This window comes from Sphingomonas sp., assembly GCF_025362505.1.
Taxonomy (GTDB): domain Bacteria; phylum Pseudomonadota; class Alphaproteobacteria; order Sphingomonadales; family Sphingomonadaceae; genus Sphingomicrobium.
Genome location: NZ_JANYGG010000089.1, coordinates 1 through 12,277 on the forward strand (window position 1 = coordinate 1; position 12,277 = coordinate 12,277).

Below are 12,277 nucleotides of genomic sequence, written 5' to 3' on the forward strand. Positions count from 1 at the left end.
GTTGGCGTAGCCGGCGTCGTCCTGCGCGAGGAGGACCAGCCAGTCGATCCGGCCACCCTCCTGGACGGCTAGCGTTGCCCCGACAATCGGCTGAACCCCCTCCCCCTCGCAGGCGTCGCTGAACGGCATTACGCCATAAAGGCCGTTGCGGTCGGTGACGGCGATCGCGGGGAAGCCGAGCCTGGCGGCGTGCTTGGCGATCGCCTTGGGCTCGACCGCGCCCTCGAGCATGGTGAAGGAGGAGAAGGTGCGGAGCGGGACGTAGGGCAGCATCACCCGACTATGGGGTCCGCGCCTCGTCATGAAAAGCGGGACGCTGGACTTATCCCCAGCTTAGCGCGGAGCGAGCGGATCGGGGGCCGGCCGGACGACCGGTGCCGACGGAGTAACCGGCAGCGCGGGGATTGGGACGGGCGTCGGCGGGGAGGAGCTCGGCATGGGCCGAGGCGGCGCGGCGCCCGCGGCCTTTTCGAGGGTGGCGAGCAAAATGATCATCGCGCCGGAATTGGTGAGGGTGACGACGTCGCCGCTGCCGTCGGCGGCGGGCTGAAGGGTGTAGTCGAGGTCGGTGGTCAGCGAGGAGCGCCCGCCGGCGACGGCAAGCCCTGGCGGCAAGTCGAGCGAGACGGTGGCCGAGCAGGCGATGCTGCCGAGGCCATCGTCGCTGCTCTTGAGCAGCGGGCGCTCGACACGGAGCGCGGCGGCGGCGGCAAGGCGGTCGAAGATGGCGTCATCCTTGCCGCGCAGCTCGGCGGCGCGGCGAAACAGTTCGTGCTGAATGAGGTCGTAGGTGCGCCCCGCGGCGCAACGCTTGGCCGGGGTCGCGGTCGAAGTCGTGTTCTCGGTTGTGCGAGGCGTGGCGTTGGCCGCGACCTGGTTGTCGTCGAGGCGGTCGCTTGGGCCATGGCGATTGCAGGCAGCGAGTGCGAGCGCGGCGGCCGTGCACGGGAACAGCGAACGCATGACTGCGTGAACGCCCGAACCGCGCATTGGTCGCGTCACCCGAGCAGCGCCTCAATATCGTGTTCGAGGTCGGCTGGCTTGACCTGTGGGGCGTAGCGTTTGACCGGTTTGCCGCCGCGATCGACGAGGAATTTGGTGAAGTTCCACTTGATCGCCTTCGATCCGAGCAGGCCCGGAACCTGGTCCTTGAGGTGGCGGTAAAGCGGTGCGGCACTGCCGCCGTTGACCTCAACCTTGGCGAAGATCGGGAAGTCGACATCGTAGCCGAGCTTGCAGAAACTGGCGATTTCGGCGGCGTCGCCGGGTTCCTGGCCGCCGAACTGGTTGCACGGGAAGGCGAGCACGGTGAAGCCGCGGTCGGCGTATTTCTTGTGCAGCGCCTCGAGCCCCTCATATTGCGGGGTGAAGCCGCATTTCGAGGCGGTGTTGACGATCAGCAGAACCTTGCCGGCGTATGGCGCGAGCGTGGTTTGCCGGCCATCGGCTGTGCGCACCGGGATGGTGGTGACGTCGGTCATTCGAGCACTCCTTCGTGGAGCCGCACGACCCGGTCCAATTTCGCCGCTAGCCGCTCGTTGTGGGTGGCGATGAGGGCGGCGCTGCCTTCTTGGCGGACGAGCTTGAGAAATTCGGCGAGGACGGTGTCGGCGGTCTTCTCGTCAAGGTTGCCGGTCGGTTCGTCGGCGAGGATCAGCGGCGGGCGGTTGGCGAGCGCGCGGGCGACGGCAACGCGCTGCTGTTCGCCGCCGGAGAGTTTCGACGGGCGGTGGTCGAGGCGCTCGCCGAGCCCGAGCGCGGTGAGCAGCGCATCGGCGCGGGCGCGGGCGGCGTCGGGCTCGGCGCCGCGGATCAGCTGGGGCAAGATGACATTCTCGCGCGCGTCGAAGTCGGGCAGGAGATGGTGGAACTGGTAGACGAAGCCGAGCGCGTCGCGGCGCAGGTCGGTGCGGGCGTCGGTGTCGAGGCTGGCGGCTTCGATGCCGTTGATGCGGATCGAGCCTTCGAAACCGCCTTCGAGCAGGCCGACGGCTTGCAGCAGGGTCGACTTGCCAGATCCCGAGGGGCCGAGCAGCCCGACGATCTCACCCGGCCGAACGGACAGGTCGACGCCGTTGAGGACGTGGATCGTAACCGTGCCCTGGGTGAAGCTGCGGCACAGCCCGGTCGCCTGAAGGACCGCTTCAGTCATAGCGGAGGACCTGGACGGGGTCGGTGCTGGCCGCCTTCCATGCCGGGTAGAGCGTGGCGAGGAACGACAGGATGATCGCGGTGACGACGATCGCGGTGACCTCGACCGGGTCGGTTTTCGACGGCAGGTCGGCGAGGACACGGACCGAGGGATCCCACAGGTTCTGGCCGGTCATCGCCTGGATCGCGTCGACCACCCCCTGGCGGAAGTAGAGGAAGATCGCGCCGAGGATGACCCCGGCGAAGATTCCCAATGTGCCGATGGTGACGCCGACGGTGACGAAGATCTTCATCATCGCTGCGCGGCTGGCGCCCATCGTGCGCAGAATCGCGATGTCGCGCGTCTTGGCTCTAACCAGCATGATCAAAGAAGAAAGAATATTAAATACCGCAACCACCACGATCAGCGAGAGGACGACGAACATCGCGATCCGTTCGACCTCCAAGGCACTGAAAAGAGCGGAATTCATTTGGCGCCAGTCGACCACGATGCCCTTGCCGCGAACGACGCTGTTCAAGGATGCGAGGGTGTCACCCACCTTGTCCGGGTCGCTGACCTGTATCTCGATCATGCCGACCTGGTCTCCCATCATCAGGAGGGTCTGGGCATCCTCCATCGGCATGACGACATAGGCCTTGTCATAGTCGTAAACGCCGACCTCGAAGATCGCGCCGACGGTGTAGGTAACGATGCGCGGCACGCTGCCGACGGGGGTGTCGCGGCCTTCGGGGGAGATCAGGCTGATCTCGCTGCCGGGATAAGCGCCGAGCGCCTGGGCGAGCTGGGAGCCGATCGCGACCTTGCCGCTGCCCGGCGTGATCGTCGCCATGCTACCCGACTTGACGTTGGAATTGATGATCTTGTTGGCGCGCAGATCTTCGGGACGCATGCCGCGGACAAGAATGCCTTCGACACGGCCGTTGGCGCTGGCCATGAGCGGCTGTTCGATCAGGGGTAGCGCCGAGATGACGCCTGGCGTGGCGCGGGCGGCGCTGGCGATGCGCTGCCAGTCCGACAGGCGGCCTTCATAGCCCTGGACGATGGCGTGACCGTTGAGGCCGACGATCTTGTCGAACAGTTCGGCGCGGAAACCGTTCATGACCGACATGACGATGATCAACGCGGCGACGCCAAGCGCGACCGCAGCGAGGCTGATCGCGGCGACGAGGAAGATGAACCCCTCGCCCTTGCCGGGAAGGAGGTAGCGCCGCGCGATCATCTGTTCGTATCTGTTGAGGATCATGGGCGATTGAGAATCATACCGAGAGCCTCGCGACCACCGCGTCGATCGGCAAGTCGAACTTTTCGCCGGTGCGGCGATCTTTCAGCTCGACAATGCCCGCCGCGACCCCACGGGGTCCGACGATGAGCTGCCACGGCAGTCCCATCAGGTCCATGCCGCCCAATTTGACCCCGCCGCGCTCGTCGCGGTCGTCGTAGAGCGTTTCCACTCCGGCGGCGGTGAGCTGGCGATAGAGATCGTCGGCGACCGCGACCGAGGTTTCGTCGTCGCCGCGCATCGTGACGAGGCCGACCTTGAACGGCGCAACCGCTTCGGGCCAGACGATGCCCTTGTCGTCATGGCTCGCTTCGATGATCGCACCGACCATGCGCGACACGCCGATGCCGTAGCTGCCCATCATCGGCGAGACCATCGCGCCATCGCGGCCCGAGATCTTGAGGCCCATCGATTCGCTGTACTTGTCGCCGAAGTAGAAGATGTGGCCGACCTCGATGCCGCGCCCGGTGCGCCGGCGCTCGGCGGGAACCTCGGCCCAGCGCTCCTCGTCGTGGGTCTCGTCGGTCGCGGCATAAAACGAGCTGACCTGGTCGAACAGCGAGTGGAGACCGGCCTCGTCGCCATAGTCGATGTCGCCGCGGTTCAGGTCGATCTCCTCGAACCGGCTGTCGTAAAACACTTCGCTCTCGCCGGTCGGGGCGAGGATGATGAATTCGTGGCTGAGGTCGCCGCCGATCGGGCCCGACGCCGCCTTCATCGGCACCGCGCTGACCCCGAGCCGCTGGAAGGTGCGCAGGTAGGCGAGCAGTTGGGTGTAGTAAGTGAGGCGCGCTCCAGCCTCGTCGAGATCGAAGCTGTAGGCGTCCTTCATCAGGAATTCGCGGCCGCGCATTACCCCGAAGCGAGGGCGGACCTCGTCGCGGAACTTCCACTGGATATGGTAGAGGGTGCGCGGCAGGTCGCGATAGGATTTGACGTCGTCGCGGAACAATACGGTGACCATTTCCTCGTTTGTCGGGCCGAACAGCATGTCGCGCTCGTGGCGGTCCTTTATGCGCAGCATTTCGGGGCCATAAGCGTCGTAGCGGCCAGACTGGCGCCACAGGTCGGCCGACTGCATCGTCGGCATCAGTATCTCGATCGCGCCGGCCTTGTCCTGCTCTTCGCGGACGATGTCGGCGATCTTGTTGAGGACGCGCAGCCCGAGCGGGAGCCAGGCGTAGATGCCCGCCGCGGTCTGGCGGACGAGACCGGCCTGGAGCATCAGCTTGTGGCTGACGATCTGGGCGTCGCTCGGGCTTTCCTTGAGGACGGGCAGGAAGGAACGGGAGAGGCGCAAGGGTCGGGGCTTTCGTCGCGGGTTCGGGGTCGGCGTGCTCTAGGGCGCAGGCTTGCATCTGGCAATCTGAACGGCTGCTGTGGCGCGCGGGACACAGGGGCCGGGCAAAGTCATTTTGCTGTCACGAATCCGCGATGACAAGCACCGCGAATGGCGTAGGAAACGGCCGTCGAATCCAGCAGTACGCTGAAGTTCGGGGAGTTTCAGACCAGGTCAAATACCGGTCGATTTTCCAAAGGGGGCTGACGAGCAATCGTCACGCAGGACGCCCGGATCGCCTCGCGGTCCGGGCGTTTGTTTTTGAGTTGTATTGTCAGTTGCCGGGTTGCAGCTGCCGAACCGCTTCACCGAACCAGCCATTCGTCAGCGCAGTCCAAGAAGTGTCGTCCGACCGAACGTGCCAATGAGCGCCGACCGTTCGACCGCTGGCGCCGGGCCATCGATAATCCAGACATAATCGAAGGTTTCGCGCGGAACGCTAGCCATTGCTTCGCGCACTGACGGCCAAGCTTGCAGACCGTTGTCGAGCCGCACCGCCTGCGAAAAGTCGCGAGTCATCGGACCCGAATAGTCCGGGGTGGTTCGCAACGGGTTGGCCCCGGCATCGACGTGTTCGGCCGCCGGTAGATCGCCGCCACGCCCATCTTCTTCATCAGCGTGGCAACATGCAGGCGGCCGATCCTGACGCCTTCGGCTCCCAGCAGATCGCGCAGCGTCTTTACGTCGATCGCCCGTGCAACAGGTTCGGTTCGCGCGTCCGATCCGAAAACACCGGCGGCACCTTCCAATAGCTGCGATCGCCAGATCGTGATCTGGTTCGGGTGAACGTCAAACTGTTCCCCTGACCTTTCGCTTGCCCCCACTAGCTGTCATGGCTTGGGAACCTGCAAACATCGGCACCTCGGATGGGCTGGCCAAGGACAATCTCGTGGGAGGAACGGAGGAGGAGTTCAATGCGATGGGGACTTGGGCTGACCTTGGCATCGGCCTTTTTCGCTGCTCAATTACAGGCAAAGAACGGCCCAATCGTCACGGTCGAGAGCGGTAAGATTCAGGGCGCCGCCGAGACCGACGCTTCGCCCATTCGAATATTCCGGGGCATTCCCTTTGCAATCCCGCCCGTGGGCGACCTGCGGTGGCGCGCGCCACAACCGGTCTCTGGCTGGTCGGGTATTCGCCCGGCGACGGAATTCGGTCCACGCTGCATGCAGCAGCCGCTCTTCTCCGATATGATGTTTAGATCAGCAGTACCGAGCGAAGACTGTCTCTATCTGAATATCTGGACACCGGCGAAACTCGGCAGATCTCCTCAAGCCAGATTGCCGGTGCTGATGTATGTCTACGGCGGCGGCTTCATAACGGGCGACAGCTCGGAGAAACGGTATGACGGCGCAGCTTTGGCGAGGCACGGTATCGTCGTCGTGACGATCAATTACCGACTCGGAGTATTCGGCTTCCTCGCCCATCCGGAATTGACAGCCGAATCGCCGCATCATGCGTCGGGAAACTACGGCCTACTCGATCAGGTAGCGGCACTCGCCTGGGTGAAGCGCAACATTGCGGCGTTCGGTGGCGACCCCAGCCATATCACCATCGGCGGAGAGTCTGCCGGATCAATGTCGGTTAGCGGGTTGATGGCTTCGCCCCTGTCGCGTGGCGATATCGCCGGGGCAATCGGGGAAAGCGGTGCGCTGATGCAAAAGTTGACGCCGCCTTCACGTGTTGAGGCTGAGCAGAAGGGCGCGGCTTTCACGCGATCCATCGGCGCGCCAACGCTGGCCGCCCTGCGAACTCTACCGGCTGACACGCTTCTCGCCGCGCAGGGAAAGGCCAAGGACATGCCATTCGATGCGGTGATCGATGGCTATTTCCTGACCGAATCGCCTTCGGTGACCTTTTCAAGCGGCAAAGCAGCGCATGTGCCGCTTCTGGTGGGATCGAACTCGCAAGAAGCGTCGGGGACGGCGGTGTTTGGCAACGGCGCTCCGACCGTTGCCAGCTATCGCGCCGGCTTGCGCCGTGTGCTCGGGGACAAGGCGGACGAAGTGTTCGCGCTCTATCCCGCCAGAACCGACGCCGACGTGCTTCCCGCCGCGACCGCGCTTGCGAGCGACGATTTCCTCGCTTTGCCGACCTGGAAGTGGTTTGATCTACAGCGCAGGACGGGGGCGGCAACCTACTATTATTACTTCACCCGCGTCCGCCCGCGCCTCGTCAGCGACACTTCTGGCAACGCGCTCCCATGGGGCGCAGTGCACAGTGCCGAAATTGAATATGCGCTGGGCAATCTTGATACCAACCCGCTTTACGCCTGGACCAATGACGACCGGAAGGTGTCGGCAACGATGAGCGCTTATTTCAGCAATTTCATCAAGACCGGCAATCCCAACGGCGGAACGCTGCCTGTCTGGTCCAACGCATCGCTCAATCCGGTCAAGATCCGGCGCCAGGTCATCGACGTCGTAACATATGGCGCAGCCTTCCACGACCAGACCCGCTACGAAGCCGCCGAGTCGCTTTTGTATATGCATTGACGCCGGTGCCGCGGCTTTGGCTGCTTGACCGAAATTTGCCAAACCAGCTGCAGGACCGCGTCCAGATGACTCGTGGAGTTCGACCGCGACGCCCGGAGCCACCTCTCTTCCTAAGCTCATCAGGGGACGTGCCCCCACTCAAGGAAATGACGGCATTTGATAGACTCGTGTCGGACGGCCTCATTCGGGTAGGGGGCATCACCTCAGTAGGTTGGAGATTTCCCTGTGAAGTACCGGACACTTGGCCAAGACCTGCGAGTCTCCGCGATCGGGATCGGCTGCATGCCGATGATTCGCGGCGGCAACATCGTCTATGGCGAAGCGCGTGAGGACGAATCGATTGCAACGATTCACGAGGCGATCGATCTTGGCGTCACTTTCTTCGACACGGCCGAGATGTACGGCCCGTTCACCAACGAGGAACTGGTCGGCCGGGCAATCAAGGGCAAGCGCGACGGCCTCGTGATCGCCACCAAGTTCGCGATGGCATGGAACGGCAACGAGATGGCCGGGCTGGACGGCAGCCCGGCAAACGCGCGCCGCGCTTGCGAAGCGTCGTTGAAGAGGCTTGGCATCGAGACGATCGACCTCTTCTACCAGCACCGCGTCGATCCCAACGTGCCAATCGAAGAGACCGTCGGCGGAATTGCCGAGCTGGTGAAGGAAGGGAAGGTTCGTCACATCGCACTTTCCGAGGCCGGCCCCGAGACACTCCGGCGCGCGGCCAAGGTGCATCCGATCACGGCGCTGCAGACCGAATATTCAATCTGGGAGCGCGATGTCGAGGACGAGATACTGCCGACTTGCCGCGAACTCGGCATTGGCTTCGTACCGTACAGCCCGCTGGGTCGAGGTTTCCTCGCGGGCGGTATTAGCAGCCTGGACGACCTCGCCCCCGACGACTGGCGCCGCAACGATCCCCGCTATTCGCCCGAGAACCTGCCGAAGAATCTCGCGATCGTCGATGCGATCGGGGCCGTTGCGAAGCGCCACGGTGTCTCAAACGCGCAGATCGCGCTCGCGTGGTTGTTGGCACAAGGCGAGGATGTTGTGCCGATCCCCGGCGTCAAGCGGCGCAAGACAATGCGCGATTCCGCTGGCTCACCCGAGGTTTCGCTGAGCCACGGCGACTTGGCGGACCTTGACGCCGCCGCGCCAACGGGGATGACCGCAGGACTGCGCTATGCCGAGCGGGGTATGCGAATGGTGAAGTTATAATTAGTAGGCCCACTCCGAATGCATCTCAGCCTGATGTTGCTGGAGAGGGTGCCGTTTGCGGCGTCGACCCGTTTGGCTGCGCCTTCAAGGTGGACTATTTGGTGGGGTTCGTTCAGTCGCTTGATATTATCTTGGTCGAAGATGACGATGAATCTGCGGCCTATTTAGAACGGGCGCATTGCTTGGCCGAGTTGGCCACCTCAGGAAATTAGTCGTGACTCAAAAACAGCTGCCGCAAGCGAAACAGCTTGCTCGTATCCAGGACAATTTGCTTGCTGCGTCAGAGCGCAGGCTTCTGACGTGGTTGTGCCGCCGAATGCCGGCGTGGATCACACCGGACATCCTCACCGCTCTTGGAGTCGTCGGAGCGATAATCATTTTTGCCGGCTATGCTGCGACCGCCCTCAGCCCACACTGGTTGTGGCTGTCGATCTTGGGCTACGTAATTCAATGGTTCGGAGATTCGATGGACGGGAGCCTCGCGCGCTTTCGCCAGATCGAACGTCCTGCGTTTGGCTATTTTATTGACCATAGCTGCGATGGCTTCACCACACTTCTGATCATGGCCGGGATTGGGTTCAGTCCGTACGTCCGGCTGGATGTGGCATTGCTGGCGCTGATTGGCTATCTGCTGATGTCGATCCATGCCTATCTTTCGGCGCGCGTCCTGGGCGAGCTCCAACTTTCCTATTTTGGTGCTGGCCCTACGGAACTCCGGTTCGTGTTGATCGCGCTGACGCTGGCAATGCTGATATTGGGCCCAGGACCGCACTTGATCGCATCGCTATCCGGTTTCGATCTCATCTTCGGTAGCGCAGGTTTCGTTCTTACTCTGCTGTTCGTCTTCCAGACCCTCGCCATTGCCAGGCGGTTGGCTCGGGCAGAGCCGAACGCCTGAGGCCGGAACACCACATACGCAAAATGACGTGACAATCGAGGCGCCAAGTTGTCCGTCGTGGCGCAGGGCGAGTATGTAGTTCATAGGCTAGTGCATTGTTTTCCATACAAAAGTAAAAGCACGGCGAAATTCACGCGTCAATTATCGGCAGGGGGACCTGCCCGCCAGCAACGGGTTTTGAGGCGCGGACCAACCTTCTGCCGCTCCAAACATCCCGCGGGCATACGCGTCTACGACCCTTCGTGCTGGCGGAACCGGTCAGCTCCCGTCGCGCTGCCCTGCGCGCGTCAGTCGGCGTGACGAAGTGTCGTGATTGGGCCGTTACAGGAATGCGTTGCAGCCCGCTTGCTACTCCTTCACGGAGCCGACATGGCCGAACGTCCTTCCCTTCTCACGGTTCGCGCGCTCGGCAAGTCGGTTCCGGGACCCCGCCTGCTGTTCCGCAATCTCGACCTCGAAGTCGCGCCCGGTGAGCTGGTCGCGATCATTGGCGAGTCGGGGGTCGGCAAGTCGACGCTGCTCAACATTCTGGCGGGACTGGATGACGCGGACGCGGGCAGCGTTGCGATCGACGGCACCGAACTTGGCACACTGGACGAGAACGCGCGAACCCGCCTGCGCCGCGAACGGATCGGCTTCGTCTTTCAGGCCTTCCACATCCTGCCCTATCTGACGCTTGCTCAGAACGTGGCGCTTCCGCTGGCGCTTGTCTCGCCCGACGCTGCCGCCGCGAACGCGCGCGCCGAGGCAATGCTCGATGCGGTTGGCCTAGGCGGGCGCGGCGACGGCTACGCGCGCGACCTGTCGGGCGGCGAGTTGCAGCGGGTCGCGATCGCGCGCGCGCTGGTCCATCGACCCTCACTGATCCTCGCCGACGAACCGACCGGCAACCTTGATCCCGAGACTGCCGCGCGCGTGCTGTCGCTGTTCGCGGAGGCGATCCGGGAAAACGGCGCGGCCGGGGTGATGGTGACGCACTCGGCTGCGAGCGCGGCGATCGCCGATCGGGTGCTCACGCTGGGTGTGGACGGGCTGGTCGAGCGACGTGGCCTCTGACGCCGGCCTGTGGTCGGGGCGGCTCGCGCTTGGCTGGCTGATCGGCGGCGAGTGGCGCTTCCACCCCGCCCGGTTCGGGTTGACGGCGGTTGCGATCGCAGTCGGCGTAGCTCTCGGCTTCGCGGTCCACCTGGTCAACGGATCGGCGCTCGCATCGTTCGACGGAGCGATGCGCGAGATCAACGGCGCGGCCGACCTGTCGGTCCGCGCGACCAGTCCGCTTGGGGTGGACGAGCGTCTCTACCCGCTCGTGGCGCGCGCGCCAGGCGTAGCCGACGCCAGCCCGGTGGTCCGTCTCGATGCGCGGATCGGCGCGGTCCGGCTGACACTGCTGGGCGTCGACGTTATGCGCGCCGCCGCGACGACGCCGTCGCTGGTCGGAATTCGGCCGCTCGGACCCGACACCGGCAACGATGCGGCGTTCGACGAGGCCGCGCTGTTTCTCTCGCGCGCCGCGATGACGCGCACGCGGGTCGCGGTCGGCGCGCAAGTCGTGGTCGTCGCCCATGGTCGCTCGGTGCCTCTGCGCGTCGTCGGCACGCTACCGGCGGCGGGCGACTCGGCTGCGATCGGTGTGATCGACATCGCCGCGGCGCAGTGGCGGTTCGGGCGCCTCGGCCGCATCGACCGGCTCGACCTGTCTCTCTCCGATCGCCCCGCAGCCGAGGCGGCGCTCAGCGCGTTGCTGCCGCCCGATGCAATCCTTTCAACTGCGCAAGCGCAGGGTGCACAAGGCGACGCGCTATCGCGCGCCTATCGCGTCAACCTCGACATGCTCGCGCTCGTTGCGCTGCTGACAGGGGGCTTCCTGGTCTATTCAGCGCAATCGCTGTCGGTGGTCCGCCGCCAGCGCGCGTTCGCGCTGCTCAGGACGCTCGGCATGCAGCGTGGCGGCGTCGTTGCTGCAATTGTCGCCGAAGGGCTGGCGATCGGGCTGGTCGGCGCATCGGTCGGGCTGGCGGCCGGCTACGCAATGGCCTGGGCGGCGTTGCACTGGTTCGGGGGAGATCTCGGCGCGGGATATTTCGGCGGCGGCACCGCGCACATCGTCTTCCAGCCCGCTGCGGCGGCTGGCTTCTTCGCGCTGGGTCTGGTCGCAGCGTGCCTTGGCAGCGCGCTGCCCGCCCGCGCCGCTGCACGTGCCGCCCCCGCCGCCGCGTTGAAGAATGCCGGTGACGTGATCGACCCGCGCCAGCCGGTTTCCTGGCGGCCTGCGGCAGCGTTGCTGGTCGCAGGTGCGGCCACATCGCTGCTGCCTGCGGTCGACGGACTTCCGCTGTTCGGGTTCGCTGGCATGGCGCTGATGCTGGCCGGAGGCGTCGCCGGCGTCCCATGGTTCGCGCGAACTCTGCTGTCGCCGCTCGCTCGGCGTTCGCACGGCAGCGTGCCCGGGATGCTTGCGATCCGCCATCTCCACGGCGCACCCGGCGCGGCGGCAACCGCGCTGTGCGGGATCGTCGCGTCGGCCGCGCTGATGATCGCGATGGCGACGATGGTCACCAGCTTTCGTGGTGCGGTCGACGACTGGCTTGGCCAGGTTCTGGGTGCCGACCTGTACATGCGGACGACCGCGGGCGCGAGCTTCGACCCCGCAACCCGAGCCCGGCTCGCGACGACGCCGGGGATCGCCAGTCTCGCCTTCAGCCGCCAGCTCCCGCTCACCATCGCCGCCGATCGCCCGCCGCTCAGCCTGATAGCACGGCCCGAGCGCGGCGGTCGCGATCCCCTGCTCGTCCTGATCGCGCGCGCGCCGACCCTGCCGAAGGGCGCGCTGCCGATATGGGTTTCGGAGCCCGCACAGCGGCTCTACGGCTGGGATCCGGGAGAGCGCATCGTGTTG

At 64.8% G+C, this 12,277-nt stretch carries 12 protein-coding genes and 1 pseudogene; 5 read left to right on the plus strand and 8 right to left on the minus strand.

Going from position 1 to position 12,277, the window contains the following annotated elements; genetic code table 11:
• The 8 genes and pseudogenes from Q0R27_RS08940 to Q0R27_RS08975 form a co-directional block, all read right to left on the minus strand.
• Positions 1-273, minus strand: a 273-nt coding sequence (locus tag Q0R27_RS08940; protein ID WP_293943503.1) for a PHP domain-containing protein, incomplete at its 3' end; no start/stop codon positions are given.
• Positions 274-333: 60 nt separating this feature from the next.
• Positions 334-963 (minus strand): hypothetical protein, encoded by a 630-nt coding sequence (locus tag Q0R27_RS08945; protein ID WP_293943506.1) that lies wholly within the window; start codon positions 961-963, stop codon positions 334-336.
• A 35-nt stretch (positions 964-998) separates the two neighbouring features.
• Positions 999-1,481 (minus strand): glutathione peroxidase, encoded by a 483-nt coding sequence (locus tag Q0R27_RS08950; protein ID WP_293943509.1) that lies wholly within the window; start codon positions 1,479-1,481, stop codon positions 999-1,001.
• Entirely contained in the window at positions 1,478-2,152 is a 675-nt protein-coding gene (locus Q0R27_RS08955; protein WP_293943511.1) for an ABC transporter ATP-binding protein, read from the minus strand. The genes Q0R27_RS08950 and Q0R27_RS08955 overlap by 4 nt, the downstream gene beginning before the upstream one ends.
• Positions 2,145-3,395: a lipoprotein-releasing ABC transporter permease subunit gene (locus tag Q0R27_RS08960; protein ID WP_293943513.1), complete on the minus strand. Its 1,251-nt coding sequence runs from the start codon at positions 3,393-3,395 to the stop codon at positions 2,145-2,147. The genes Q0R27_RS08955 and Q0R27_RS08960 overlap by 8 nt, the downstream gene beginning before the upstream one ends.
• Before the next feature lie 13 nt (positions 3,396-3,408).
• On the minus strand, positions 3,409-4,731 hold the full coding sequence (gene proS / locus Q0R27_RS08965; RefSeq protein ID WP_293943515.1) for a proline--tRNA ligase: 1,323 nt from the start codon (positions 4,729-4,731) through the stop codon (positions 3,409-3,411).
• 363 nt (positions 4,732-5,094) lie between these two features.
• The gene (locus Q0R27_RS08970) at positions 5,095-5,217 is read right to left on the minus strand and encodes a hypothetical protein (RefSeq protein WP_293943517.1); all 123 of its coding nucleotides are present in this window, start codon (positions 5,215-5,217) and stop codon (positions 5,095-5,097) included.
• 107 nt (positions 5,218-5,324) lie between these two features.
• Positions 5,325-5,570, minus strand: a pseudogene (locus Q0R27_RS08975) (hypothetical protein); the annotation flags it as partial.
• 114 nt (positions 5,571-5,684) lie between these two features.
• Between Q0R27_RS08975 and Q0R27_RS08980 the strand changes: the two are divergent.
• The 5 genes from Q0R27_RS08980 to Q0R27_RS09000 all read left to right on the plus strand — a co-directional run.
• Positions 5,685-7,265, plus strand: coding sequence for a carboxylesterase family protein (locus Q0R27_RS08980; protein WP_293943518.1), 1,581 nt, complete (start codon positions 5,685-5,687; stop codon positions 7,263-7,265).
• A gap of 225 nt (positions 7,266-7,490) precedes the next feature.
• On the plus strand, positions 7,491-8,483 hold the full coding sequence (locus Q0R27_RS08985) for an aldo/keto reductase (RefSeq protein WP_293943519.1): 993 nt from the start codon (positions 7,491-7,493) through the stop codon (positions 8,481-8,483).
• Between the two features lie 214 nt (positions 8,484-8,697).
• Entirely contained in the window at positions 8,698-9,381 is a 684-nt protein-coding gene (locus Q0R27_RS08990; protein WP_293943520.1) for a CDP-alcohol phosphatidyltransferase family protein, read from the plus strand.
• A 369-nt stretch (positions 9,382-9,750) separates the two neighbouring features.
• Entirely contained in the window at positions 9,751-10,437 is a 687-nt protein-coding gene (locus tag Q0R27_RS08995) for an ABC transporter ATP-binding protein (RefSeq protein ID WP_293943521.1), read from the plus strand.
• Positions 10,427-12,277, plus strand: a 1,851-nt coding sequence (locus Q0R27_RS09000; RefSeq protein ID WP_293943523.1) for an FtsX-like permease family protein, incomplete at its 3' end; no start/stop codon positions are given. The genes Q0R27_RS08995 and Q0R27_RS09000, both read left to right, overlap by 11 nt.

What these genes read in the sequence shown, in the direction of transcription:
- Q0R27_RS08945 (WP_293943506.1), bottom strand. Translation starts at nt 963, where the DNA reads ATGCGTTCGCTGTTCCCGTGCACGGCCGCCGCGCTCGCACTCGCTGCC.
- Q0R27_RS08950 (WP_293943509.1), bottom strand. Translation starts at nt 1,481, where the DNA reads ATGACCGACGTCACCACCATCCCGGTGCGCACAGCCGATGGCCGGCAA.
- Q0R27_RS08955 (WP_293943511.1), bottom strand. Translation starts at nt 2,152, where the DNA reads ATGACTGAAGCGGTCCTTCAGGCGACCGGGCTGTGCCGCAGCTTCACC.
- Q0R27_RS08960 (WP_293943513.1), bottom strand. Translation starts at nt 3,395, where the DNA reads ATGATCCTCAACAGATACGAACAGATGATCGCGCGGCGCTACCTCCTT.
- Q0R27_RS08970 (WP_293943517.1), bottom strand. Translation starts at nt 5,217, where the DNA reads ATGGCTAGCGTTCCGCGCGAAACCTTCGATTATGTCTGGATTATCGAT.
- Q0R27_RS08980 (WP_293943518.1), top strand. Translation starts at nt 5,685, where the DNA reads ATGCGATGGGGACTTGGGCTGACCTTGGCATCGGCCTTTTTCGCTGCT.
- Q0R27_RS08995 (WP_293943521.1), top strand. Translation starts at nt 9,751, where the DNA reads ATGGCCGAACGTCCTTCCCTTCTCACGGTTCGCGCGCTCGGCAAGTCG.